Source organism: Achromobacter sp. MYb9 (genome assembly GCF_002975275.1).
Taxonomy (GTDB): Bacteria; Pseudomonadota; Gammaproteobacteria; order Burkholderiales; family Burkholderiaceae_B; genus Achromobacter.
On sequence record NZ_PCOQ01000002.1, the window covers coordinates 189,531 to 215,702 of the forward strand.

At 66.5% G+C, this 26,172-nt stretch carries 21 protein-coding genes; 12 read left to right on the top strand and 9 right to left on the bottom strand.

The genetic code is table 11. From position 1 onward, the window contains the following. On the bottom strand, positions 1–765 hold the full coding sequence (locus tag CQ050_RS05150; protein WP_105555732.1) for an FHA domain-containing protein: 765 nt from the start codon (positions 763–765) through the stop codon (positions 1–3). 27 nt (positions 766–792) lie between these two features. After that, a complete protein-coding gene (locus CQ050_RS05155; RefSeq protein WP_105555733.1) occupies positions 793–1,164 on the bottom strand; it encodes a TssQ family T6SS-associated lipoprotein in 372 nt (123 codons plus the stop codon). Positions 1,165–1,283: 119 nt separating this feature from the next. On the opposite strand from CQ050_RS05155, the gene tssJ reads away from it, so the two are divergent. Genes tssJ through CQ050_RS05185 form a run of 6 tightly spaced genes read left to right on the top strand, consistent with a single transcriptional unit; the run spans position 1,284 to position 10,324 of the window. After that, a complete protein-coding gene (gene tssJ, locus CQ050_RS05160; protein ID WP_105555734.1) occupies positions 1,284–1,862 on the top strand; it encodes a type VI secretion system lipoprotein TssJ in 579 nt (192 codons plus the stop codon). A 23-nt stretch (positions 1,863–1,885) separates the two neighbouring features. After that, on the top strand, positions 1,886–3,220 hold the full coding sequence (gene tssK / locus CQ050_RS05165; protein WP_105555735.1) for a type VI secretion system baseplate subunit TssK: 1,335 nt from the start codon (positions 1,886–1,888) through the stop codon (positions 3,218–3,220). A gap of 14 nt (positions 3,221–3,234) precedes the next feature. Next, positions 3,235–4,521 (top strand): DotU family type VI secretion system protein, encoded by a 1,287-nt coding sequence (locus CQ050_RS05170; RefSeq protein WP_105555736.1) that lies wholly within the window; start codon positions 3,235–3,237, stop codon positions 4,519–4,521. Continuing rightward, entirely contained in the window at positions 4,518–8,144 is a 3,627-nt protein-coding gene (gene tssM / locus CQ050_RS05175; protein ID WP_105555737.1) for a type VI secretion system membrane subunit TssM, read from the top strand. The genes CQ050_RS05170 and tssM overlap by 4 nt, the downstream gene beginning before the upstream one ends. Before the next feature lie 12 nt (positions 8,145–8,156). Further along, the gene (gene tagF, locus CQ050_RS05180) at positions 8,157–8,873 is read left to right on the top strand and encodes a type VI secretion system-associated protein TagF (protein ID WP_105555738.1); all 717 of its coding nucleotides are present in this window, start codon (positions 8,157–8,159) and stop codon (positions 8,871–8,873) included. 26 nt (positions 8,874–8,899) lie between these two features. Beyond that, entirely contained in the window at positions 8,900–10,324 is a 1,425-nt protein-coding gene (locus CQ050_RS05185; RefSeq protein WP_146121002.1) for a hypothetical protein, read from the top strand. A 63-nt stretch (positions 10,325–10,387) separates the two neighbouring features. On the opposite strand, the gene lysA is transcribed toward CQ050_RS05185, so the two are convergent. Beyond that, positions 10,388–11,680: a diaminopimelate decarboxylase gene (gene lysA / locus CQ050_RS05190; protein WP_105555740.1), complete on the bottom strand. Its 1,293-nt coding sequence runs from the start codon at positions 11,678–11,680 to the stop codon at positions 10,388–10,390. Beyond that, positions 11,677–11,940, bottom strand: coding sequence for a lipoprotein (locus CQ050_RS31290; protein ID WP_369868251.1), 264 nt, complete (start codon positions 11,938–11,940; stop codon positions 11,677–11,679). The genes lysA and CQ050_RS31290 overlap by 4 nt, the downstream gene beginning before the upstream one ends. Between CQ050_RS31290 and cyaY the strand changes: the two genes are divergently transcribed. Continuing rightward, positions 11,891–12,220: an iron donor protein CyaY gene (cyaY, locus tag CQ050_RS05200; protein ID WP_105555742.1), complete on the top strand. Its 330-nt coding sequence runs from the start codon at positions 11,891–11,893 to the stop codon at positions 12,218–12,220. The genes CQ050_RS31290 and cyaY overlap by 50 nt on opposite strands. Positions 12,221–12,272: 52 nt before the next feature. On the opposite strand, the gene CQ050_RS05205 is transcribed toward cyaY, so the two are convergent. Continuing rightward, positions 12,273–14,717 (bottom strand): penicillin-binding protein 1A, encoded by a 2,445-nt coding sequence (locus CQ050_RS05205; protein WP_105555743.1) that lies wholly within the window; start codon positions 14,715–14,717, stop codon positions 12,273–12,275. Positions 14,718–14,831: 114 nt separating this feature from the next. Between CQ050_RS05205 and CQ050_RS05210 the strand changes: the two genes are divergently transcribed. Genes CQ050_RS05210 through CQ050_RS05220 form a run of 3 tightly spaced genes read left to right on the top strand, consistent with a single transcriptional unit; the run spans position 14,832 to position 17,698 of the window. After that, positions 14,832–15,473, top strand: coding sequence for a shikimate kinase (locus CQ050_RS05210; RefSeq protein ID WP_105555744.1), 642 nt, complete (start codon positions 14,832–14,834; stop codon positions 15,471–15,473). Continuing rightward, positions 15,470–16,546, top strand: a complete 1,077-nt coding sequence (aroB, locus tag CQ050_RS05215; RefSeq protein ID WP_105555745.1) for a 3-dehydroquinate synthase — start codon at positions 15,470–15,472, stop codon at positions 16,544–16,546. The genes CQ050_RS05210 and aroB overlap by 4 nt, the downstream gene beginning before the upstream one ends. Positions 16,547–16,570: 24 nt before the next feature. Further along, entirely contained in the window at positions 16,571–17,698 is a 1,128-nt protein-coding gene (locus CQ050_RS05220; protein WP_105555972.1) for a deoxyguanosinetriphosphate triphosphohydrolase, read from the top strand. A gap of 17 nt (positions 17,699–17,715) precedes the next feature. Here the strand turns inward: CQ050_RS05220 and CQ050_RS05225 are convergent, their stop codons facing one another. Beyond that, on the bottom strand, positions 17,716–18,909 hold the full coding sequence (locus CQ050_RS05225; RefSeq protein ID WP_105555973.1) for a M20 aminoacylase family protein: 1,194 nt from the start codon (positions 18,907–18,909) through the stop codon (positions 17,716–17,718). Between the two features lie 32 nt (positions 18,910–18,941). Continuing rightward, positions 18,942–19,943, bottom strand: a complete 1,002-nt coding sequence (locus CQ050_RS05230) for a tripartite tricarboxylate transporter substrate binding protein (protein ID WP_105555746.1) — start codon at positions 19,941–19,943, stop codon at positions 18,942–18,944. Positions 19,944–20,056: 113 nt separating this feature from the next. On the opposite strand from CQ050_RS05230, the gene CQ050_RS05235 reads away from it, so the two are divergent. Beyond that, complete coding sequence (locus tag CQ050_RS05235) at positions 20,057–20,959, top strand: LysR family transcriptional regulator (protein WP_105555747.1); 903 nt, start codon at positions 20,057–20,059, stop codon at positions 20,957–20,959. A gap of 17 nt (positions 20,960–20,976) precedes the next feature. Here CQ050_RS05235 and CQ050_RS05240 read toward each other — a convergent pair whose 3' ends face one another. After that, complete coding sequence (locus CQ050_RS05240) at positions 20,977–21,639, bottom strand: glutathione S-transferase family protein (RefSeq protein ID WP_105555748.1); 663 nt, start codon at positions 21,637–21,639, stop codon at positions 20,977–20,979. A 54-nt stretch (positions 21,640–21,693) separates the two neighbouring features. After that, on the bottom strand, positions 21,694–24,549 hold the full coding sequence (uvrA, locus tag CQ050_RS05245) for an excinuclease ABC subunit UvrA (RefSeq protein ID WP_105555749.1): 2,856 nt from the start codon (positions 24,547–24,549) through the stop codon (positions 21,694–21,696). Between the two features lie 192 nt (positions 24,550–24,741). On the opposite strand from uvrA, the gene CQ050_RS05250 reads away from it, so the two are divergent. Continuing rightward, positions 24,742–25,926 carry an MFS transporter gene (locus CQ050_RS05250; RefSeq protein ID WP_105555750.1) on the top strand — a complete coding sequence of 395 codons (1,185 nt, stop codon included), beginning with the start codon at positions 24,742–24,744 and terminating at the stop codon, positions 25,924–25,926. Positions 25,927–26,172 lie beyond the last annotated feature (246 nt).

Sequence of the window (26,172 nt, forward strand, 5' to 3'; positions counted from 1 at the left end):
CTAGCCGTCCTTGCCGTCGGTCGTCTTCTTCACCGGCGCGGGGCGCATGTAGCTGCCGACTTCGCGCAGGTGGTCGGACGCGCTGTGGGGGGCCGTGCTTTCGCGTGGCGGGCTCAGGGCATCATCGACGGCGTGGGTGCGATGTTCGGCCAGCGGATCGTGGCCCGGCAGCGTGGACGGCGTGCTGTCGGCGAAAACGCTGGGCGGGCCTTCGCCGGGGGTGTCGAACAGCGCCAGCGGATCGGTGACGGGGCGCGACACCGCGGCATCGCCGTGTGGCAGATGCCGCAAGGGGTCGGCGGGGTTGCGCGCTTGCGCGGACTCCAGGTCGAAGGGATGGGTGGATACGTCCGGCGCGCTGCCGACCGGCAAGGTGCCAGGCCCGATCAGGTCGCTGAAGATGTCGTCGTCGACTACCGCGGCGGGCAACGCCGCATCCATGGCGGGCGTGGGGGCCTCGGCCCGCAGCCGGTAGGCGCCGATCTGGACTTCGTCGCCCGGATTCAGCGGCACCTCTTGATCCTGCGCCACGGGACGGCCGTTGACGCTGACCGCGCTCATGCTGCTGAGGTTCACGAGGAAACCGGCGGCATCGGCGCTGCCAAGGCGGATGGCCGCCTGCACGCGGCAGATCTCGCGTGCCGGGTCGGGCAGGGCAAGGTGGTTGTCGATGCTACGTCCCACCGTACCGCCGGGCGCCGTGAAGTCGGCATGGAAGGGTTCGAAGGCCGGATCGCCGGCATGTTGGAACGCGGTGAGCTTCATGCCTGTCTCCTTGGCGCCAGCGGCGCGTCAGTGGACCTGGGCGGCCTTGGCCGACCGGAAGGCGGGCCCCCACTGGGGATGCCCGGTTTCATTGGGCGCAAGTTCGAACGAGGGTTGCAATTGCAGGATACGGGCGAAGCTGTCTTCGCACAGCTGCCGATAGCCGATGACGCAGTAGCTGAAGGCTTGAAGCTTCAGTGCTTCTACGCGCATGGGCGTGGGCGCGGTAGCCAAGGCATCGGACGTGGCGACGGTGCGCGCCACGGCGCCGAACTGGCTGGCGGCGTATTCGTCGCGGACTTGCTGCAAGGCGTCCGCGGCTTGCGGCGACGGGGCCGACGTACAGGCCGCGAGAGCCGCGAAGAGGAACACAAAGCTGATACGGACGGGCTGTTTCATGGCGCGGGCGTGTCGGTCGAAAAGAGGAAGACAGGACTATTCCGCCGATGATAGCGGCCCCGCGCGGCAGGGTTGCGTCGCGGCGTAACAGACGTGTGTGTTTTTATTTCCGAGGTCTTATGAATGCTCTCCTTCACCGAAGGGCCTTCGCGGCGTATCGCGTCCGCAGGCCATTGCGCCGTGCCGCGCTGATCGCCGCAGGCCTGGCGGCCGGTGCGTTGATCACGGGGTGTTCGTCGACGGCCAAGCGTGTGCCGGCGCCTTACGCCATTGAATTGCGGGCGGACCCGAAAGTGAACGTGAACGCCAGCGGCAGGCCCTCGCCGGTGCAAGTGACCATCTATGAATTGAAGTCGGCCAGCACGTTCGAATCGCGCGATTTCTTCACCTTGCAGGCCGATGCGCATGCGGCGCTGGGCGCCGAGCTGCTTAATACCGAACAGGTGATTCTGCGGCCGGGCGAGACCAAGGTGCTGCATTACCCCGGCAACCCGGAGGCGCGCGTGGTGGGCGTGGTGGCGGCCTATCGGGAGCTTGAGCAAAGCAAATGGCGCCTGCTGGTGTCGCTACCCGAACCCCAGGACACCAATATCTACAAGGTCTGGCAGTTTTCGCCGAACGAGGAGACGGTGAAGGTCGCGGTCAAGCGCGCCGGGCTGGAGGAAGTGGACCGCGATCGTTCGTGGTGGCCCTTTTAGAAACACAATAAGAGAACCGGACCATGGTGAGCAAAGACAAAGTGATCTGGTCGGAGGGAATGTTCCTGCGGCCCCAGCATTTCCAGCAGCTTGAACGCCATCTGTTGCATGTGGCGCAGCAGCGCGCGGCCGCGGCGCAAGGATTCTTCTGGGGCTTCAGCCATCTATCGCTGGACCGCGACGCGCTGGCGATCGGCAAGCTGGTGCTGACGCAAGCGCAGGGCGTCATGCCCGACGGTACGCCCTTCGACTTCTCGGAACCGGATGCCGCGCCCGCCGCGCTTGAGGTGCCGCCACAGACACGCGGCACGCGAGTGCTGTTGGCGATGCCGCGTGCGCGGCCGGGCGCCACCGACGTGATCTACGAAGGCGAAGAGGACACCTTGGCGCGTTATCTGGTGCACGAGGCCGATGTGGAAGACACCGGCTCGATGGGGCTGGAGCCGGCCTTGCTGCAGCTGGGCCGCCTGCGGCTGCGCCTGATGCTGGAAAGCGAATTGACCGACGACTGGCTGGGTCTGGGCGTGGCGCGCGTGATGGAACGCCGCCAGGACAACCGCGTGGTGCTGGACGACGAGTACGTGGCGCCCTGGCTGGCGGCGGGTGAACATCCCGTGCTGCGCGGGCTGGTGAACGAGCTGTACGGCCTGCTGGGGGCCCGCAGCGAGGCGTTGGCCGAGCGCCTGTCGCAACCCGGCCGGGGAGGCGTCTCCGAAGTCTCTGACTTCATGCTCCTGGAAACCGTCAACCGCTACATCGGCGCGCTCTGGCATGCGCGGCAAAGCGCCGCGCTGCACCCGGAGCGGTTGTTTCACGACTGGCTGATGCTGGCCTGCGACCTGGCCACCTTCACGTCCGCGACACGCCGTCCCGAGGTGCTGCCCGAGTATTCCCACGACGACCTGCAGGGCAGCTTCGCGCCCTTGATGATCGAGCTGCGCCGTTCGCTGTCGGCCGTGCTGGAACAGCGTGCCTTGCAGATTCCGCTGCAGGACAGGGGCCAGGGTGTGCGGGTGGCGCAGATCACGGACGCCGAGCTGCTGCGGACCGCCGGCTTCGTGTTGGCGGTGCATGCGGACCTGGGCACGGACACCGTGCGCGCGCGCTTTCCCGCGCAGGTCAAGATCGGCCCCGTCGAGCGCATTCGCGACCTGGTGCATTTGCAGCTGCCGGGCGTGACGGTGCGTGCGCTGCCGGTGGCGCCACGGCAGATTCCCTACAGCGCCGGGCACGTGTATTTCGAATTGGATAAAAGCGGCGAATTCTGGAAACAGCTGGAACGCACCGGCGCGCTTGCGCTGCATCTGGCCGGTGACTTTCCCGGGCTGACGATGGAGTTCTGGGCATTGCGCGATTGAGCGCGGAGAGAGCTATGCACGCATCGGACCACACGATGTCCGCACCGCCGGGCGGGCTGGGCGATAGCGCCGCCCAAGGCACCGGCCGGTTGCGGCCCCATGACTATGTCATCAGCGGGACCAACCCGCTGGTGGCGGCAGCCAACCCGCTGCTGGACCTGATCCCGCAGATCCGCGCCACCGCGGCGCATCCGTCGGCGGCGATGCTGCGCGAGCACTTGCTGGACGAGATCCGCCAGTTCGAGTTGCGCGCGCAGCAGGCGGGTATTTCGAATGAGACGATTCTTGGCGCGCGCTACTGCCTGTGCACCGCGCTGGATGAGGCCGCGGCGCTGACGCCTTGGGGCGGAGGCGGCGTGTGGTCGGCGCACAGCCTGCTGGTCACCTTCCATAACGAGACTTGGGGCGGCGAGAAGTTCTTCCAGCTGTTGGCCAAGCTGTCGCAGAATCCCGCGCAGCATCTGGACTTGCTGGAGCTGCTGTACTACTGCCTGCTGCTGGGATTTGAAGGCCGCTACCGCGTGATGGACAATGGCCGTTCGCAGCTGGAAACGCTGCGTCAGCGACTGTTGCGCATCCTTCGCGGCGCGCGCGGCGAATACGCGCTGGCCTTGTCTCCGCACTGGCGCGACGCGCCGGCGCAGACGCCCTTGCGCCGCCTGCCGGTACCTTTGTGGGTGTTTGGCGCGCTGGCCGCCGTGCTTGCGTTGGCCCTGTACTGGGGGCTGGGTTGGCGGCTGGGCAGCGAGTCCGATAGCGTATTCGCGTCGATCAGCCAGCTCAAACCTCCCGCCGTGCAGATCGCGCCGGCGGTCGCCAAGCGGCCCGCCCCGGCGCCTCGGCTGGCGGTGTTCCTGGCGCCCGAGATCCGCGACCAACTGGTGAGCGTGCGCGACGAAGTCGACCGCAGCGTGGTGGTGCTGCGCGGCGACGGCGTGTTCGAGTCCGGCGCCAGTTCCGTGCGCGACCCCTATCTGCCGGTGCTGTCGCGCGTGGCGGATGCGCTGCGCCAGACGCAGGGCGCCATCCTGGTGCGCGGCTATTCCGACAATACGCCGATGCGCAGCGCGCGCTTTCCATCCAACTGGCATCTTTCGCAGGCGCGCGCCGACGCCGTCAAAGACATGTTGGAGCAACGCCTGGGGCAACCGGGGCGGGTGCGAGCGGAAGGCCGCGGAGACGCCGATCCGGTGGCGCCCAACGATACGGCCGCAGGCCGCGCGCTGAACCGGCGGGTGGAAATCACCGTACTGGTGCCGCCCGTGCCGCACGAGAATGACGGACAGGGGGGGCAACAATGATCTACAGGCTGTTCGGATGGTTCTTCAGCCGGCGCGTGTGGAACTTCCTGGGGCTTGTGGCCCTGGCGCTGCTGATCTGGATCGCGGGGCCGCTTATCGCGGTGGGCACCGTGCGCCCGCTGGAAAGCGAGGCGGTGCGCATTATCGTGATCGTGGCGATATTCGCGATATGGCTGCTGCGCCTCTTGTGGCGCAAGTGGCGGGAAGGGCGCTTGAATGCGCAGTTGCTGGGTCAGCTGCGGCCGCGGCCACGCGCCGAGAAGGCCGTGGAAGAGACAGCGGAGAACGATGAGATACGCCAGTTGGAGGCGCGATTCGACGAGGCGGTCGAGTTGCTGCGCAAGACGCGCTTCGAGAGCCGCGGCAAGCGCCGCCCGCTGGACCGCTTCTCCAAGCAATACCTGTATCAGCTGCCCTGGTACGTAATCATCGGCGCGCCGGGGTCGGGCAAGACCACGGCGTTGGTGAACTCGGGCCTGAATTTCCCGTTGGCCGAGCGCTATGGAAAGGTGGCGTTGCGTGGCGTGGGTGGCACCCGCAATTGCGACTGGTGGTTCACCGACGATGCGGTGCTGCTGGATACGGCGGGGCGCTACACCACCCACGAAAGCGACCCGACGGGCGACGAGCAGGAATGGCGCGGCTTTCTGGGCTTGCTGACCAAGTACCGTGGGCGGCAGCCGATCAACGGCGCAATGCTGACGGTCAGCGTCGAAGACCTGCTGTCGGCGTCCGATGCGGAACGGGCGCAGCATGCTGCGGTGCTGCGGCGGCGCCTGCAGGAACTGCGCGAACAGTTGGGCATTGCGTTTCCCGTCTATGTGCTGGTGACCAAGACCGACCTGCTGTCCGGCTTTGAAGAGTATTTTGCTTCCTTCAGCCGTGACGAGCTGGCGCAGGTTTGGGGCTTTACGTTGCCCTACGCGCGTGCGCAGGAGCCCGGCTTTGATCTGTACGAGGCCTTTCACGAAGAGTACGCGCTGCTGCAACGGCGCCTGGATGACGCGCTGCCGGAAGTGGTGGCCGCCGAGGAAGACCCGTCGCGCCGCGCGCTTGCCTACATGCTGCCGCAGCAATTCGCCGGGCTTCAAGCCATCTTGGGCCATTTCCTGAGCGACGTGTTCGCCACGTCGAAGTTCGAGGCACGGGTGATTCCGCGTGGCGTGTATTTCACCAGCGGCACCCAGGGCGGTGAAACGTTCGACCAGGTAACGGGCCACCTCAAGCGCTATCTGCGTATCGAAGGGGCGGCTGCGCCAGCGTCTGGCGTGCCGGGCGAGGCCGAGGGCCGCAGCTACTTCCTGAAGAACCTGCTGCGGGACGTCATCTTCCGCGAAGCGGGGCTGGCGGGACGCAACCTTCGTTGGGAACGCCGCTACCGGCAATTGCATTGGGCGGGCTACGGTCTGGTCACCGCGATGTTCGTCGCGCTGATCGCAGGTTGGGCGCTGAGCTACCGCAACAACTCGGCCTATGTGGAGGAAGTGGCGCGGCGCATTCCCGCCGTGGAGAAATTGACGCGCGACATCAAGATCACGCGCACGGGCGATTTGCTGGGCCTGATGCCTTTCCTGGACAGCCTGTGGTACTTGCCGCGGCATGAAGATTTCGACATCGACCAACCGCCGCTTGGCTACCGCTTCGGCCTGTATCAGGGCCAGAAGCTACAGGCGGCCGCGCAAGGCGTCTACGACAACACGCTGGATCAGGTGCTGTTGCCGCAAGTGGCGCGGCGTGTCGAGGCGGCGTTGCGGGACGCGTCGGCCAGCGATCTTGAATATTCGTACGAAGCGCTGCGCGCCTATCTGATGCTGTACGAGGCCGACCGCTACGACCCGGAATTCATGCATGCGTGGCTGTTGTCCGACATGCAGGCTACCTTGCCGGACGGCTATACGCGCCGTCAGTACGAACAGCTGTCGCTGCACCTGCGCAACCTGACGCAGGGCCGCGTGCTGGCGTCGCCGTTCCCGAAGGACGATGCGCTGGTGGCGCAAGCACGCGAGAAGCTGGCGCGCTACACGCTGGCGCAAAGGGCCTACAGCAGACTGCGCCGCACGTTGGCCAATACCCATGGTGCGCCCGAGAACACGGTGGTGACGTTGGGCGGCGCGCAGGCCAGCGCCGTGTTCGTGCGCAAGAGCGGCAAGCCGCTCAGCCAGGGCATTCCCTCGCTGTACAGCTATCGGGGTTATTGGGAGGTGTTCAACAAGCGGGTCGCAAGCGTGGCGGAGGTGCTGCGGTCGGACGATGCCTGGATCCTGAATATTCCTGCGCCCGGGCCGCTGGATCAGGCGGCGCAGCGCCAGCTGGTGGCCGGTATCAAGCGCCTTTACATGAACGACTACGTGGCGCAGTGGGACGGCTATCTGAATGACCTGCAACTGGCACCCAGCAAGTCCTTGCTGCAGAACATCCAGATGGCGCGAACCTTGTCGGCGCCGGAATCGCCGCTGGTGCAACTGGTGCGCGGCGTCGCGCGCGAGACCGCGTTGCTGCGCGAATCGGGCAAGGACGATCGATCGCTGGTGGACCAGGCGCGCGACCGCGTGAGCAGCACGCGCGAAGCCCTGGAGCAGATGTTCGGCCCGACCGGGCCGGACGCGGCCACGCGATCCGACGCGTCGGATGAAAAACTGGAACGCATCGTGGACCAGTACTTCGAGCCGTGGCGCCGCCTGGCGCAAGCCGAAGGCGGCGCCACGGGGGCCGCGCCGCCCATCGCCGCGACCACGGGCCTGATCAACGAGCTCTACACGTATCTGACGGCGGCGGATGCGGCGCTGCGCAGCGGCAGTCCGGCGCCCAGTTCGGACTCGGTGACGAAGCTGCGCGCCGAAGCCGGGCGGCTGCCCGGACCCTTGCGCGACGTGCTCAATTCGCTGTCGGTGAACGCATCGGGAGAAGTGTCCGATGTGGCAAGGGCGCGCATGGGTGAAACCGTGTCCGCCACCATCGGCGTGTTCTGCGGCCAGTCGGTGGCGGGGCGCTATCCGTTTTCCAGCCGGTCCACGCGGGACGTGGCGCCCAACGACATGGCGCGCCTGTTCGCGCCCAACGGCATGATGGATGACTTCTTCCAGAAGAATCTTGCGACCCAGATCGACGTCTCGGGACCGCGGTGGCGCTTCAAGCCCGGCGTCGATGGGCGGTCGGGCGGCAACTCCGCCACGTTGGACGCGTTCCAGCGCGCGGGCGTCATCCGGGATGTCTATTTCATGGCCGGCAACCCCATGCCGTCCTATCGCGTCGCCATCCGGCCTGTCGAGATGGATGCCGGCATCACGCAGTTCGTGATGGATGTGGATGGCCAGTCGGTGCGCTACGCGCACGGGCCGCAGGTGGCCACCACGGTGCAATGGCCGGGGCCACGAGGAAGCAATCAGGTGCGCATTGAATTGACGCCGCAAGTGGGCGCGGCAGGCATGACGACGTCGGGCCCGTGGGCGCTGAACCGCATGCTGGACCGCGCGCAGCTGCAACGCGGCCCTTCGCCGGAGATCACCTTGGCCACCTTCGATCTGGGCGGCCGCAAGGTGGTGCTGGAGATCACCGCCAGCAGCGTTAAAAGCCCCTTTCATCTAGCCGAGATGCAGGGCTTTGCCTGCCCCGGCGCGTCGTGACCAGGACAGGACATGGAGCCAGGCTTGGAGTTCGGGCAGGTAGGCTGGTACGGCAAGATCCCGGCCGCAGGCGATTTCGTGCATCGGCGCTTGCCGCGTGAATTGATCGCGTGGTGGGACCGCTGGCTGCAATTCGGGCTGGTCGCGCTCAAGCAGGCGCCTGACGCCGCGGCAGCGCGCAGTTTCGCCTCCGCGCCGATCTGGAATTTCGCTATTCCGGCCGGGCCCGGGGCGGGCGTGGCGCAATTGGGCTGCATTACGCCCAGCCGCGACAGGGTGGGGCGTGGCTATCCCCTCTGCGTGGTCGTGGCATTGCCGCCCGCGCAGTATCACAGCAGCATCCTGGACGGCGCCAGCGACTATTACCGCCAGGTGGGCGCCAGCATGCTGGCCGCGGTACGCCATGGTTGCGCGCCCGAACAGTTCGACCGCAGCCTGCAGCAGGTGCGCATGCCTTCCCCCGCGCCACGCCAGGCCGCCGCGCCAGCGGGCAACGACATCATGGACATCCTGCGTGCCGGGCGCGAGCCGGATTCCGCGCCCGTGGCGCGCCGTGCCTTGGGCGCGTGGCCCGACCTGCCGTTTTGCTTCAATCCCAGTTCGCACACCAGCTATTGGTGGACCAATCAGGCGGACGGCGCGGCGCTGCAGACCTACGTCCATGGCGGCGCATTGAATGCCACCTTGTTCGCCCGATTGTTCTCGTCGCTGCCCACGTGGCGGCCCTGACTCCTTTCGACCCCGGAGGACCGCACATGTCCAGACCTTCCGCAGTGCCGCCGGACACGGAGATGGCCGACATCCTTGCCGCCCGGGGCGAACCGGGTCTGGACGCGCTGATCCGCATGCCGCCCGGCCCGGCACGACAAGCCGCGATCACACGGATCGTTGCCAGCCTGGCCGTGTCGCTGGCGGCCTTGCACGAGGCCGGTCAGGTGCACGGCGGCATTTGTCCGGCGGCCGTCGTCCATGGCCCCTCGGGAGAGCTCCTTCTGGCGACGCCGCCGGTGGCTCCGACGTCCGACGCGGAAGACGCGCCCCGGCAAGCCGGCTATGCGGCGTTCGAGCAATACACGGATGACCCGGCCTATCCCTGCGGCCCCTGGACCGACGTGCACGGACTGGCGGCGCTGGCCTATTTCCTGGCGACCGGCAGCGCGCCGCCCAGCGCGCTGGCACGTCGTGTGCGCGACGACTACGTACCGCTGGGCGATTGGGGCGGGGACGTCTACGGCAAGGCATTCTGCGACGCGGTCGACAGCGGCCTGGCCATGCCCATGCATGCGCGGCCCGCGACCGTGACGTCGTTTGCCGCGGCGATGGGGGCATTGCCGCCGACGCAGAGCGCGGCCACGCTCATGCCCACGCCTGAGCCTGAGTTTGAGCCCACGCCCACGCCCATGGACGAACCCGCCTTCATCCCCCCCGCGGGGTCGCCGACGGACGGGCGTCCTGCCGATGACGACGCACTGGCGCGTTCAACGGCTGGTGTGTCGACACAGGCGCCGCCGGAAACCCCGGTCCGTCGTCGGCGCATGTTGCCGTTGATGCTGGTGGTGCTTGCGCTGCTGCTGGCCGGTGGAGGTTATGCCTGGGTCCGCATGACGACGCCTCCCCTGCAATTGGCCGGTACGCCGCAGACATCGTCCCCGGCTCCCGCACGGGCGCCGGAGGGGCCTCCCAGCGCGCCTCCTGCCGGACCCGAAGCGTCGCCGCAGGCCTTGCCTCAGGCTGCGCCTCAGACAGCGCCTCAAACGACGCCTCAAACGACGCCTCCTGCCGCTGCGGCGCCTGCGCCGGCGACCGTCCCACCCGTCGCCGAGCCGATCGCTGAAGCCAGTTCCAGTCCTGAACCCGCTCCCGAACCCCCCTCCGAAGCCAGTCCGCCGGGCGCTGGGCCGGCCGCCGTAGCCGGCACCTCCGATATGCCCCCGCCACCCGTTGCGGAGCCGCCGGCGCCGCCCAAAGCTGCGCCCGTGGTGGTCCGCGTGGCGGTGCGTCCGTGGGGCGAGGTGCTGATCAATGGCCGGTCACGCGGGGTAAGCCCGCCGCTGCGGGAGATTTCCCTGGCGCCGGGCCGTTACCAGGTGACGGTGCGCAACGCGTCGGCGGGAGACCACAGCATGACGCTGACCGTCGCGCCGAACCGGCCCGCCATCATTACGCACGAGTTCAAGTGATCGATTGGAAAGCCTCGCATGGCCCGCCGGATCAAGCCCCGTCCGGCGGGGACCGACGCCCGCTCAAGGCAGCGTGGACTCGCCCTTGAGCAGGTCGTCCAGGGTTTCCCGCTGGCGCACCACGTAGTACTTGTCGCCATCGACCATGACTTCGGCCGGGCGGACGCGCGCGTTGTAGTTGCTGGCCATGGCCATGGCATAGGCGCCGGCCGATTCCACCGCCAGCACGTCGCCCTGCTGGATCGCCAGGGGGCGTTGCCGGGCCAGCCAGTCGGCGCTTTCGCATACCGGACCGACGATGTCGTAGACGGTAGGTTCGTCCGCGCGTGGCCGCAGGGCCCGCACGCCGTGGAACGCGTTGTACAGCGCCGGGCGCAGCAGGTCGTTCATCGCCGCATCGACGATGGCGAAATTGCGCGCGTCGGCATGTTTCAGGTACTGGACCGTGGTCAGCAGCACGCCAGCGTTACCGACCAGCGAGCGGCCCGGTTCAAGCACCAGGTGCAGATGCCCCTGGCCGCGCGCGTTCAGCCGTTCGAAGACGCGGTCAAGCAGGGCCCTGGGAGACGGCGGAGTTTCGTCCGCGTAGCGGATGCCCAGGCCGCCGCCCAGGTCCAGGTGCGCGATCCGGATGCCTTCCCGGCCAAGCGTGTCGATCAGGTCCAGCAGCTTTTCCAGCGCATCGAAATAGGGGCTGATGTCGGTCAACTGCGAGCCGATATGGCAATCGACGCCGACGATGTCCAAGCCCGGCAGGGATTGCGCCGTGCGGTAGGCGTCCAGCGCCGCATCGATGGCGATGCCGAACTTGTTTTCTTTCAGGCCGGTGGAGATATAGGGGTGGGTCTGCGCGTCGACATCGGGGTTGACCCGTAGCGACACCGGCGCCCGCAGGCCCATGTCTTCGGCCACTTCCGACAGCCGATGCAATTCCGCCACGGATTCGACATTGAAACACTTTACTTGGGCGACGAGCGCGTCGCGCATCTCCCAGGCCTGCTTCCCCACGCCCGAAAACACGATCTTGGACGGGTCGGCGCCCGCAGCCAACGCGCGCTTGAGTTCGCCGCCAGACACGATGTCGAAGCCGGCGCCCAGCCGCGCGAATTCCTTCAGCACCGCCAGGTTGGAATTGGCCTTCATGCCGTAGCAGACCAGCACCGGGCGCTGCCCGACCGCGCTGCGGTAGGTTTCCCAGGCCGCTTTCAGCGCGGCGCGCGAATAAACGTACAGCGGTGTGCCTAGCCCATGCGCCAGATGGTCCAGCGGCACGTCCTCGGCGTACAGTACGTTATTGCGGTACTGGAAGTAGGGATGGCCGGCCAGGTCTGGCTGCGCGGGATAGGCGGGCGTCATGGGATCGTCGGCGCCGGTGGAATGTGCTGGGTGGGCTGCGTCGGCGTGCGCGATGGCGGCTTGCCATCAGGCGTCGGCATATACAAAGGCCCCTTGTATCCGCAGGCCGCAACCATGCCGGAGGCCAAGAGCGTGGCTACAATGCGAAGAGCCATGCGGCTGAATGCCAATTGGAACACTGGGAACTCCGTAATTCTTGCAGGCTCGATTATGACCGAAACCGAATTTCTTGCGTTGATCGACCAGGTGCTGGACAGCATCGAAAGCCAGGCCGATGACTGGGCGGCTTCGCTCGACGTTGACGTCGAAGCCAGCCGCAGCGGTAATGTGCTGACGATGGTGTTCGAGGACAATACCCACGTCGTGGTGAACAGCCAGGCCGCCATGCAGGAGCTATGGGTGGCCGCACGCAGCGGCGGCTTCCACTACCGCTACGACGGCCAGCATTGGAACGATACCCGAGGCGGCCCGCAATTGCCTGACGCCTTGTCCCAAATCTGCTCCGCCGCGGCGGGCGTCCCCGTGACGCTGAAACTGTAAACCCGAACGCCCCGATAAAAAAAGGCCGGCCTATCAAGGCCGGCCATTTTTCTTAGAACGGGATCTTCTGCGACCAGGGCGCGGTGTTTTGCGTTCCGACGCCTGGTGCAACCTTGATCTTCGTGTCTTCGTTGCTGCTGCCCAGGCCGTGCAGGAACTCACCCAGCGTGTCGGCTTCCGCCAGCCCCAGGCGGGCCACGGCTTGCCCGGGCGGGAATTCCGAGAAGTAGAACTCGCCGTTCTCGACGATGATGCCGTCGGGCCGGGCGCGCGGCTTTTCTTCCGGCACGCCCTTCAGCACGTCCTGCATGTAGTCGACCCAGATCGGCATGGCGACGCCGCCGCCGGTCTCGCGTGAACCCAGCGACTTGGGCTGGTCGAAGCCCAGCCACGAGGTCGCCACCAGGTTCGGCGTGTAGCCCGAGAACCAGGCGTCCACGGATTCGTTGGTGGTGCCCGTCTTGCCGGCGATGTCGTTGCGCTTGAGCAGGGCCCGGGCGCGTGCCGCGGTGCCGTAGGTGGCCACGCCACGCAGGATGTCGTCCATGATCCAGGCGGTGCGCGGATCGATGGCGCGAGCGGCCGCGTCGCCAGCCACGACCGGCTTGGATTGCATGATGACCTTGCCGTTGCTGTCGGTGACGCGGTCGATCAGGTAGGGCGTGACGCGGTAACCGCCGTTGGCGAACACCGAGAACGCGCCGGCCAGTTGCAGGGGCGTGACCGACCCCGCGCCCAGCGCCAGCGGCAGCACGGCCGGCTGACGGGCCTTGTCGAACCCGAAGCGGGTCAGGTAGTCCTGCGCGTACTGCGGGCCGATGGCTTGCAGGATGCGGATTGACACCATGTTCTTGGACTTGTACAGGCCCTGGCGCAGGGTCAGCATGGGCTCGTACTGGTTACCGTAGTTCTTGGGGTTCCAGGCCTTGGACCCGGTCTGCGCGGCGGTCAGTTCGAACGGCTGGTCGGAAATCTGCGTGGCCGGCGTCAGCCCGCGTTCCAGCGAGGCCGCGTAGATGAAGGGCTTGATGTTCGAACCCGGCTGGCGCCACGCCTGCGTCACGCGGTTGAAGTTGCCGCGGTAGAAGTCGAAGCCGCCCACCATGGCGCGGATGGCGCCGTCCTGCGGGGCCAGCGCCACGAAGGCCGCCTGCACCGAGGGAAGGTTGATGATTTCCCAGTTGTCGCCGAACTTGCGGATGTAGACGACGGAACCGCGCTTGATGCGCTGTTCGGGCTTGGCCTTGTCGTTCAGCGCGCGGGCCACCACGCCCAGCACCTTCTTGTCGGTGACGGTGATGATTTCGCGCGAGCTGCGCGCCAGCTTCACCTCGGTCGGGCTGGCCGACAGCACCAGCGCGGTCAGCAGGTCGCCGCTGTCGCTGAACTTGTCGAACACGCCGTCCAGGAATTCGTCCAGCGCGGCCGGATTGTTCTCGGTGCCCGGGGGCAGGTCCAGTTGCTCTTCGGGGCCGGGGTAGGGCGCGCGGCGCGTGTATTCCAGCACGCCTTCGCGCACGGCGCGGTAGGCCGCTTCCTGGTCTTTGGACTGCACGGTGGTGTAGATGTTGATACCGCGCGAATAGACGTTGTCCTGGTACACGTTGTACAGCAGCTGGCGGGCCAGTTCGGCCACGTACTCGCCGTGGATGGAATAGCCGCCGGCCGGCGTGCCTTCCGCCGATTTCATGACGATCGGCTGCGCCATCGCCTGCTTGTATTCGGGCTCGGTCAGGTAGCCCAGCGATTGCATGCGGCCCAGCACGTAGCGCTGGCGCAATTCGGCGCGGGGGCGGTTCGAAATCGGGTTGAAGCGCGACGGGGCCTTCGGGATGCCGGCCAGCATGGCGGCTTCGGCCGGGGTCACTTCCGACAACGGCTTGCCGAAGTAGGCGCGCGACGCGGCGGCGAAACCGTAGGCGCGGTGACCCAGGTAGATCTGGTTCATGTAGAGCTCGAGGATCTGGTCCTTGGTGAGCTCGGATTCGATCTTGAACGTCAGCAGCAGCTCGTAGAACTTGCGCGAATAGGTCTTTTCCGACGACAGGTAGAAGTTGCGCGCAACCTGCATCGTGATCGTGCTGGCGCCCTGCGTCTTCGACATGTTGATCAGGTTGGTCAGGCCGGCACGCGCCACGCCCATCCAGTCGATCCCGCCGTGCTGGTAGAAGCGGTCGTCTTCGGCCGCCAGCACCGCGGACTTCATGACGTCCGGGATTTCATTGAAACGCAGCACGTTGCGGCGTTCTTCGCCGAATTCGCCGATCAGGACGCGGTCCGCCGTGTAGACGCGCAGCGGCACCCGTGGGCGATAGTCCGTCATGGCGTTCAGGTCCGGCAGGTTTGGCCAGGCCAGCGCCAACGCCATCCCGGCCAGCAGTACGCCGCACAGGAACAGGCCGGCACAGAAGATGCCGGCCTTCACGAAGAATCGCAGTATCGGGGAGCCGCTCTTGGCGGGCTTGTCTTTCTTGGAGGAATTCTGGGGCTTGCTCATCGCGGCGATTTTACGGGACTCTCCGGGCCCGGCTTAGCGCGGGGGATCGGTTTCTGTAACAAGATAGTTCAATGTGGTGCGCGGGCAACTGGCGGCAGATGTGATAATGCCGTCATGAACTTTTCCGCCAACTCATGTCCGGAGGCTGATCCGGACCCAGCGCCCTCCGACGAGGGGCTTGAAAATCTGCCTTGCGCCGTCGAGTGCACAGGCAAGACCGTGTCGTTGCCGCACGACCTGCCCGTCTTCCTGGTCGGGATGATGGGAGCGGGCAAAACGACCATCGGCCGGAGCCTGGCGCGTGCGTTGGGACGCGAGTTTATGGATCTGGATCATGAGCTCGAGGCGCGTTGCGGCGTGCGGGTGCCGGTAATCTTTGAAATCGAGGGCGAAACCGGTTTTCGTCGCCGTGAATCCGCCGCCTTGGAAGAGTGTACCCAACGGCGCAACATTATTCTTGCCACCGGCGGCGGCGCGATCCTGGCGCCGGAAAACCGCCAGCGCCTGCACGAACGCGGAATCGTCGTCTACCTGCGGGCCAGCGTGGACGAATTGTTCCGCAGGACCTGCCGCGACCGCAACCGCCCCTTGCTGGCCACCGCCGATCCTCGCGGCACCCTGCGGGACCTCATGACCCTGCGGGAGCCCCTCTACAAGGAAGTCGCCGATCTGGTGGTGGAAACCGGCTCGACGCCCATCCACACCTTGGTCAAGGCGCTGCTGCCGCAACTACAAGCCTTTGAGAAGCGTATATGAACGTTGTTGACGTCGACACCCCGGGCGGAAGCTATCCGATCCATATCGGCCCCGGCCGCATCGATGCCCTGGACCAATGCATTCCCGCCGACGCCACCGCGATCGCGGTCGTCACCAACCCCACCGTGGCGGCGCTGTACGGCGAACGCGCCGAGGCGGCGCTTGCCCGCACCGGCAAGCGGGTGCTGCGCATCGAACTGCCCGACGGCGAGGTCTACAAGGACTGGCAATCGCTGAACCTGATATTCGACGCCCTGCTGACCCATCGCCTGGACCGCCGCTGCGTGCTGGTGGCGCTGGGTGGCGGCGTGATCGGCGACATGACGGGCTTCGCTGCCGCCGTGTACATGCGCGGCGTGCGCTTCCTGCAAGTGCCCACGACCCTGCTGGCCCAGGTGGATTCGTCGGTGGGCGGCAAGACCGCCGTCAACCATCCGCTGGGCAAGAACATGATCGGCGCGTTCTACCAGCCGGTGGCGGTGGAAATCGACACGGATGTGCTGAACACGCTGCCGGCGCGGGAAGTGTCGGCCGGCCTGGCTGAAGTGATCAAGTACGGCCTGATCCTCGACCCGGCCTTCTGGACCTGGTGCGAAGACAACGTGCAGCAGCTGCGCGCCCTGGACCCGCAGGCCATCGCCTACGCCATCCGCCGTTCCTGTGAACTGAAGGCGCAGGTGGTGGGCAAGGACGAACGCGAATCCGGCCTGCGCGCCATCCTGAACCTGGGCCATACCTTTGGCCATGCGATCGAATCCGGCCTTGGGTATGGCGCCTGGCTGCATGGCGAAGCCGTGGGCTGCGGCATGGTGCAGGCGGCGGAATTGTCGGCGGACGTGGCCGGCTTCGACCGCGCCGACGTCGGCCGCGTGCGCGCGCTAGTGGCGGCCATCGGTTGCCCGGTGGTGGCCCCCGACCTGGGCGCCGACCGCTGGCTGGACCTGATGCAGGTGGACAAGAAGACCGAGGGCGGTTCGATCCGCTACGTGCTCATGCCGCGCATCGGCGAAGCCTTCATGCAGGCTGCCCCGGACGACGCGGTGCGCGCCGTCCTGGCCCGCACCACCCAATAACGGCGACCGGAGACGGTGTTGCAGATGAAAGAACTGGCTTCCTACGCATCCGACCCGTCTCAATCGCGCGGCCGGACCTATGCCGAGCCGCCGCCCGAGAATCGGACGGAGTTTCAGCGCGATCGCGACCGCATCGTGCATTCGGGTGCTTTCCGGCGCCTGGAATACAAGACGCAGGTCTTCGTGAACCACGAAGGCGACCTGTTCCGGACCCGCCTGACCCACAGCCTGGAAGTGGCGCAGATTGCCCGCACGCTGGCGCGCAGCCTGGGGCTGTCCGAAGACCTGACCGAGGCCATCTCGCTGGCGCACGACCTTGGCCACACCCCGTTCGGCCACGCCGGCCAGGACGAGCTGAACGCGTGCATGCGAGAACTGGCGCCCGAGGCCGGCGGCTTCGAGCACAATCTGCAAAGCCTGCGCGTGGTCGACGAGCTTGAAGAACGCTATGCGGACTTCAATGGGTTGAACCTCTGCTTTGAAACCCGGGAAGGCATCCTGAAGCACTGCTCGGCCGCGCATGCGCGCCAGCTGGGCGACGTGGGCGAACGCTTCCTGAACCGCACGCAGCCTTCGCTGGAAGCGCAACTGGCCAACCTGGCGGACGAGGTGGCCTACAACAACCACGACATCGACGACGGCCTGCGTTCCGGGCTGATCACGTTGGAACAGCTGCAAGAAGTTTCGATCTTCGAACGCCACCACGCCTACGTGCTGGACCGCTATCCGGGCCTGGCCTCGCGCCGCGCGGTGGCCGAGACCATCCGCCGAATGATCAATACGCTGATCGTGGACCTGACGCAGACGTCGCTGGCGCGCATCCGCGACGCCGCGCCGGCCAGCGTCGACGATGTGCGCCACGCACCGCCGCTAGCGGGTTTTTCCGACGACATCCGCCGCGAGGCCGATGCGCTGAAGAAGTTCCTGTTCGAAAACCTGTACCGGCACTATCGGGTGCTGCGCATGACCACCAAGGCGCGCCGCATCGTGCGCGAACTGTTCGCGGCCTTTCTGGAAGACCCGCGCCTGCTGCCGCCGGATTACCGCCGCCCGGCCTTCAATGACCAGGCCCGTGCCATCTCCGATTACATCGCCGGCATGACCGACCGCTACGCCATCCGCGAACACAAGCGCTTGTTCCAGATGGCGTAGGCCGGGCAGGGCGCGCGTCAGGGCGCCAGATAGCGCTGGGTCAGCAAGACCCAGTACGCCGCGCCCACGGGCAGGCTGTGATCGTTGAAATCGTAGCCCGGGTTGTGGACCATGCAGGCGCCATGCCCGCTGTTGAAGCCGTCCGCCGAGCCGTCGCCGTTGCCAACCAGCAGGTAAGAACCGGGCACGTCTTCCAGCATGAAGGCGAAGTCTTCGCTGCCCGTCAGCGGCCGCGTCTGCGGATCCACGTTGTCGGCGCCGACAAGCTCTACCGCCACCCGCCGCGCGAAATCGGTTTCCGCCTGGGTGTTCACCAGCACCGGATAGCCGCGGCCGTAGTCGATCGTTGCCTGCACCTGGTAGCTGGCAGCCTGGTTGTGGACCAGCTCGGTGATGCGCGCCTGCAGCGTATCGCGCACGTCGCGGTCCAGCGCGCGCACGCTGAGCTTCAGCGTGGCGGTCTGCGGGATGACATTGTTGGCGCGGCCGGCGTTGAATGCGCCGACGGTGATCACCGCCATGTGCAGCGGATCGATATTGCGGGCGACGATGCTCTGCAACCCCATCACGATCGCCGCGCCGGCGACGACGGGATCGGCGGCGCGATGCGGTACCGCGCCGTGGCCGCCCACGCCTTCCAGCACGATGGTGACGTTGTCGGACGAGGCCATGGTGGGGCCGTCGCGCAGCAGCAGGCGGCCTTGCGGGTGGCCGGGCATGTTGTGCATGGCGAAGATGGCGTCGCAGGGATACTTCGCGAACAGCCCGTCTTCCATCATGCGCTTGGCGCCGCCCAGGCCCTCTTCCGCAGGCTGGAAGATCAGGTTCAGCGTGCCGTCGAAATCGCCGTGCCGAGCCAGGTGGTGGGCCGCCGCCAGCAGCATCGCCGTGTGGCCGTCGTGGCCGCACGCATGCATGACGCCGTCGTTGCCGCTGGCATGCGGCAGGCCGGTGGCCTCCTGGATGGGCAACGCGTCCATATCGGCGCGCAGCCCCAGGCGTTTGCCGCCGTTGCCGCGGCGTAATTGCCCCACGACACCCGTGCCGCCCAAGCCGCGTTCCACGTCATAGCCCCATTGCGTCAGGCATTGCGCCACCAGATCGCTGGTGCGAAATTCCTGGAAGCCAAGCTCGGGATGGCGATGGATGTCCCGCCGGATCGCGATGAACTCTTCGGCCTGGGCGGTGAGGGTCTGCAGGATCGGATGCATGGCGGGTCGTTCCTTGTTGTTAAGTGCCGCGGTCATGGTTTATCGGTCAGTTCCACGCGGCGCGAGATCTCGCGAAAGCGGCTGGTTTCGGCGCGGTACATCGCTTCCGCGGCGTCCGCGCTCATCGGTTCCGACACCGTGATGTTCTGGAATTCCAGCCCGCGTTTCACGGCGGGGTCCTGCATGGCGTTGTTAAGCGCCGCGTGCAGGCGCAGGACGACGTCTTCGGGGGTATCGCGCTTTACGAAATAGCCGGTCCACGTAGTGAAGTTAAAGCCCTTTAACTGTTCGCCTTCATTGACCGACGGCACTGCGGTCAGGGAGGGAAGCGGGCTGCGCTGCGGGTCCAGCGTGGCCAGCAGCTTGACGCGGCCCTGTTCGGCCAAGGCCATCTGCTGCTGCGACAGCGGCAGGATGGCCAGATCGACCTGGCCGCCGCCGATGTCCTGCATCAGCGGCGCGCCGCCTTTGTAGGGCACGTGGACCATGGTGACGCCGAGGGTGCGGGCCAGGTGTTCGCCCAGCACGTGGTAAAGGGAGCCGACGCCCACGCTGCCGAAAGTCAGGGGCTGCGACGCCGAGCGCAAGCGCGCCAACGCGGCCAGTTCGTCGGCGCTGTTGGCCGGCAGGTCGCTGCGCGCCACGATCACCAGCGGCGCCAGGCCGATCATCTGCACCAGCCGGAAGTCTTCGCTCTTGAGTTTGACCGCAGGGTTGGCCAGGGGCGACAGGATCAGTTCATTGGGCGAGCCCTGGAACAGGTAGTAGCCGTCGGACTTGGCCGCCAGGACCTTCTGCGCACCCAGCGCGCCGCTCACGCCGCCCAGATTCTCGACCAGCACGGGCTGGCCCAGTGTCTTCGATACCGGGGGCGCCACCAGGCGGGCAATGGCATCGGACGTGCCGCCAGCCGGGTAGGGCACCATCATCATGACGGGCCGGCTGGGATAGTCCGCCGCCTGGGCCCCCTGGGCCAGCAGCGCCGCGCCCAACGCCAAGGCACGCGCCGCCGGGCGCAGGTAATCGGAAAGCATGCTCACGAGTTTCCCCTTGTGATGTGATTGTGATCCGCATGCTAGGGACAGGCCTCGCTAGTTGTCTAACGAATTGTTATTCTGGAAGCTAGAAAAAAAACTCATACCAAGGCATGAATCTCAAGCAGCTCGAACACTTGTTGGCCGTGGCCGAAGCGGGCTCATTCAGCCGCGCGGCCGATCGCCTACATCTGACGCAATCGGCGCTGAGCCGCAGCGTGCGCCTGCTGGAGGAAGACCTGGGCGGCTTGCTGCTGGACCGCATGGGAAAGCGCACCGAGTTGACCCCGTTGGGCCTGACCGTGGCCGGCCGGGCGCGGCGTATCCTGTTCGAATCCGCTGAACTGCGCCGCAGTGCCGAGCTTCTGACTCACGGGGACCAGGGGACGATCAGCATCGGCCTGGGCTCGGGGCCCGGCGCGATGCTGATGACGCCGCTGCTGACGCATGTCGCGCAGCGCCATCCCCAATTGCACCTGGAGCTTATGCGCGGGCCGCTAGAGGCGCATCTGGCGCTGCTGCGCGAGCGACGCCTGGATGCGCTGGTGGTTGACACCCGGGGCATCGCACCCGCGGCGGATCTGCGTATCGAACCCGTCTCGCAGATGCGCGCCGGCTTCATCTGCCGTCGTGGGCATCCCTTGGCCCGCCAGGCGCGGCCGCCCCGTTTCGCCGAGATCGCGGCCTATCCGCTGGCATCCACTTTTCTTGCCGCCGACACCGAGCGGATCCTGATCGAGCATTTCGGCATCGAACCGGATCCGCGTGTGTCGGTGCGCCTGCGTTGCGACGAGATCGGCAGCCTGCTTGAGGCGGTGCGTGTCTCCGACGCGGTATTTTTGGGGATCGTGGGCGCTGCCCGCGTCGGTATCGCGGCCGGCGAGCTGATGGAACTACCCAGCGATCCGCCACTGCGCAGCCACGCGCTGTTCGCGCTGGTGACCTTGACTGGTCGGACCGAAGCGCCCGCGATGGCGCTGCTGCGCGCGTTCATGGCGCAGCGGCTGCACGATTGATGGCGTGAAATACCGCGTTAGCGATGCTTGCGGTAGGGCTCGTCTTCGGGAACGAACGTGGCTTCCGCGCGCGCGTCGCGCATCCATTCCTGCATGGCCGGCAGCGCCAGCACCGCGTCCATGTAGTCGCGCACGGGGCCGGCGGCCGCGATGCCGTAAGTGGTGAAGCGCGACACGACCGGCGCGAAGAAGGCATCCGCAATGGAGAAGGCGCCGAACAGGAACGGGCCGCCCTGGCCGAACTCGGCCCGCGTATCGTGCCAGATGGCCTGCAGCCGAGAGATGTCCTGCTTGGCCCCTTCGGGCAGGTCGATGCCGGGCAGATGCGCTTCGATGTTCATCGGCATGGCCTGTCGCATCGTGGAAAAACCGCTGTGCATCTGCGCCGCCAGCGAACGGGCGCGGGCACGCGCCTTCGCGTCTTCAGGCCATAGCCGCGCTTCGGGGCGCTGTTCGGCCACGTATTCGCAGATGGCCAGCGAATCCCAGACGGCGAAATCTCCGTCCAGCAGCACCGGCACCAGGCCGGCGGGCGATACCGCGCCCACCTGGCGCGTGAACGCTTCGGTGAAGAATCCCAGCTTTTGCTCAGTGAAGGCAACCCCCGTGGCGCGCAGCGCGATCCACGGACGCAAGGACCACGACGAGTAGTTCTTGTTGGCGATGATCAAGGTGTACATGCCGTATTTCTTCCTTACGCAGGGGTGTTGCGGGTGTTGGATTCAACGGGCGGGTCATCTTCCTGCGTTGCGGCGCAGCAGCTTGCCCAGGTACTGACCGGTGTGGCTGGCTTCTGCCGCCGCGACGTCTTCTGGGGTGCCTTGCGCCACCACGTAGCCGCCGCCGTCGCCGCCTTCCGGACCCATGTCGATCAACCAGTCGGCCGTCTTGATGACGTCCAGGTTGTGTTCGATGATGAGCACGGTGTTGCCGCTGTCGACCAGTTGGTTCAGCACTTGCAACAGTAGCTCGATATCGCGGAAATGCAAGCCGGTGGTGGGCTCGTCCAGGATGTACAGCGTGCGTCCGGTGCTGCGCCGCGACAGCTCCAGCGACAGCTTCACGCGCTGCGCTTCGCCACCCGACAGCGTGGTCGCGCTTTGACCCAGACGAATATAAGACAGACCGACGTCGATCAACGTGTGCAGCTTGCGGGAAATCGCCGGCACGGAGTCGAAATACTCCAGCGCCTGCTCGACCGTCAGGTCCAGCACTTCGCTGATGTTGCGGCCGCGGTACCGGATCTCGAGCGTTTCGCGGTTGTAGCGCTTGCCGTGGCAGACGTCGCAAGGCACGTACATGTCAGGCAGAAAGTGCATTTCGACCTTGACCACGCCGTCGCCCTGGCAGGCTTCGCAGCGCCCGCCCTTGACGTTGAAGCTGAATCGGCCGGGGTCGTAGCCGCGCGTGCGCGCTTCCGGTACGCCGGCGAACAGTTCGCGGATGGGCGTGAACAGGCCCGTGTACGTGGCAGGATTGCTGCGCGGCGTGCGGCCGATGGGGCTTTGGTCCACGCTGATGATCTTGTCGAAGTTCTCCAGCCCCTGCATGGACACGTAGGGGGCGGGCTCGCTTTGCGCATGGTGCAGCTGGCGCGATACCGCGACCGCCAGCGTATCGTTGACGAGCGTGGACTTGCCGGATCCCGACACGCCCGTCACGCAGACCAGCCGTCCGGCCGGAATGCGCAGTTCCACGTCTTTCAGGTTGTTGCCGCTGGCGCCGGTCAGGGTCAGCCAGGGCAGTTCATCGTTGACGGGGCGGCGCGGCGGAATCGCGATCTCGCGCGCGCCGCTCAGGTACTGGCCCGTCAGCGAATTCGGGTCGCGCTGCACGGTGTCGGGATCGCCTTGCGACACGACTTCGCCGCCGTGTTCGCCCGCGCCGGGCCCCATGTCCACGACCCAGTCCGCCATACGGATCATGTCTTCGTCATGCTCGACGACGATGACGCTGTTGCCCAGGTCGCGCAAGTGCTGCAGGGTGCCGATCAGGCGGTCGTTGTCGCGCTGGTGCAGGCCGATGGAGGGCTCGTCCAGCACGTACATCACGCCGGTCAGCCCCGAGCCGATCTGGCTGGCCAGCCGGATGCGCTGCGCTTCGCCGCCCGAGATCGTGTCGGCGCTACGGTCCAGCGACAGGTAGTTCAGGCCGACGTTGTTCAGGAAACTGAGCCGCGCTTCGATTTCACGGACGATGCGCTGCGCGATCTCTTGCTTGGCGCCGGTCAGGTTCAGGTCGCGGAACCAGGCCAGGCAGGCGGACAGCGGCATGGCTTCGACTTCATAGATGGCCTGGCCATGGCGTTCGCCGCCGCGCGGATCGTGGCCGATCAGCACATTGCGCGCTTCGGGGCGCAGGCGCGAGCCGGCGCAGTCCGGGCAGGTCTTGATATTGCGGTACTTGCCCAGTTCTTCGCGCACCGTGGCCGAATCCGTTTCGCGCCAGCGGCGCTCCAGGTTCGGGATGACGCCTTCGAACGTGTGCCGCTTGACCGTGCTGCGCCCCTTCTCGTTCAAGTACAGGAACGAGATTTCTTCTTCGCCGGAGCCGTACAGCACCTTGTCGCGAAGCGCTTCGGGCAGCTCTTCGAAAGGGGCCTCGATGTCGAATCCGTAGTGCGCCGCCAGGCTTGTCAGCAGCGAATGCGTGAACGCATTGCGGCGGTCCCAGCCGCGGATCGCGCCTGCGGCCAGGCTGAGTTCCGGGAAGGCGACGACGCGCTTGGGGTCGAAGAAGCCCACTTGGCCGATGCCGTCGCAACTGGGGCAGGCGCCCATCGGGTTGTTGAAGCTGAACAGCCGCGGCTCCAGTTCCGGCAAGCTGTGGCTGCACACCGGGCAGGCGTAGCGGCTGGAGAAGACCTGTTCGCGTTCGCTGTCCATGTCCAGCGCCAGCGCGCGGCCGTCGGCCAGCTGCAGGGCGGTTTCAAAGCTCTCCGCCAGGCGCTGCTTGCTTTCGGGCTTGATGCGCAGCCGGTCGATGACGACGTCGATATCGTGCTTCTCGGTTTTCTTCAACGGCGTCATGCCGTCGATCTCTACCAGTTGCCCGTCGATGCGCAGCCGCACGTAGCCTTGCGCTTGCAGGCTGGCGCATTCGTCCTCGAAGCTGCCTTTCTTGCCGCGCGCGATGGGCGCCAGCACGGCCAGGCGCGTCTCGGGCGTCCAGCCCAGCACGGCGTCGACCATCTGGCTGACGCTTTGCGCTTGCAGCGGCAGGCCATGGTCCGGGCAGTAGGGCGTGCCCACGCGTGCGTACAGCAGGCGCAGGTAGTCGTGAATCTCGGTGATGGTGCCGACCGTGGAGCGCGGATTATGCCCCGCAGCCTTCTGCTCGATCGAGATGGCCGGCGACAGGCCTTCGATCAGGTCCACGTCCGGCTTGTCCATCAGCTGGAGAAATTGGCGGGCATACGCGGACAGGCTTTCCACGTAACGTCGCTGGCCCTCCGCATACAGCGTATCGAACGCCAGCGACGACTTGCCCGAACCGGACAGGCCGGTCACGACCACCAGTTTGTGGCGAGGCAGGTCCAGCGAGACGTTCTTAAGATTGTGGGTGCGTGCACCCCGGATGCGTATTGTCACGTCGGTCGGGCGTCCATAGGCTCTTTTAAGCGGTTTCAAAGGCCAACTTGGTACTATAGCGCGCCGAATCCCCCCGTGTTCAGGGTAGTCCGTCAAGTTGCACTGAACCGGGTCCGGCGCGGCACCGCTAGATCAGACCGTGAGCGTGTGACATTCACGCGCGCCCGCCCTTGTCATTGTTGAAATTTCCGCATGCCGGCAGATACCAGACTGAAATTGACCCCTTCCGAGCGCCGCGCCAGCATCGCGCTGGCCGGCCTGTTCGCCGCGCGGATGCTGGGGCTGTTCCTGCTGCTGCCGGTGTTTGCCGTGGCGGCCGCCGGGTTGCCGGGCGGCAACGACCCCGCCCGGGTGGGCCTGGCGCTGGGCATGTACGGGCTGACCCAGGCGTTCATGCAGATCCCATTCGGGCTGGCTTCCGACCGCTGGGGCCGGCGCCCGGTCGTGCTTTTCGGCCTGTTGCTGTTCGTGGCGGGCAGTATCGTGTGCGCCCAGGCGACGGACGTCTACTGGATCACCATCGGTCGCGCCATCCAGGGGGCGGGCGCCATTTCCGCCGCCGTTACCGCCTGGCTGGCCGACGCCACCCGCGACGAGGTGCGCACGCGCGCGATGGCCATGGTGGGCGGGTCGATCGGCCTGTCGTTTGCCGTGTCGCTCGTCCTGTCTCCCGTGCTGGTGGGCTGGTGGGGCCTGTCGGGCCTGTTCTGGACCATCGCCTGTCTGGGCGTCGTCTGCCTGGCCGTCGCGCGCTTTGTCGTGCCGGTGGTGCCGCGCACGCAGGCGCGCACCATGCAGGGGGCCAATGCGCGTGAAGTCCTGACCCACCGCGATCTGCTGCGCCTGAATTTCGGTGTGTTCGTCCTGCATTTGATCCAGGTGTCGCTGTTCGTCGTGGTGCCGGCCCTGCTGGCCAAAGTTGGCGGCCTGGACGCGCGCGAACTCTGGAAGGTCTATCTGCCCGTCATCCTGGTGTCGTTCGTGCTGATGGTGCCCGTGGTTTTCGTCGCCGAAAAGCGCCGCGCCCACCGGGGCGCCTTGCGCGCGGCCGTGGCGGGCCTGGTGGCGGTGTGCGCCTTGTTGCCGGCGGCCAGTCACGGTTTCTACACGCTGGCCATCGCGCTGACGGGATTCTTCGTGGCCTTCAACGTACTGGAAGCGCTGCAACCTTCGCTGGTGTCGCGCGTGGCCCCGCAGGCCTACAAGGGCCTGGCGCTTGGTTTCTACAACACCGCCCAGGCGGCTGGCCTGTTCGCAGGTGGCGCGCTGGGGGGATGGCTGGCGTCGCACTCGGGCGCAAGCGCCGTCTTCATCGGCGCGGCCGTGCTGTCCGCGCTCTGGCTGGCCGTGACGTGGGCACTTCGGCCCCTGGCCTGAGTCTTCGCGGGCGATGCGTCCCCGACTGCCCGGAACCGTCGCTGATTGTGCCGTCTTCGCCTGCCAACGGCCCCGAATTCGTTTTCCAGGCCGGGCGGATTTGTCACCAATGGCGTTTGGCGCGGCGGGCGCTTTTCGTCGATAATACGTACCAAATTAGGGCTTCACCCGGCGTCGCCGGTCATCATTGCGATGACCGGCGTGTTTCATGAAGCCGGTCTTCAACATCGCTTTTTATGTTGTTGC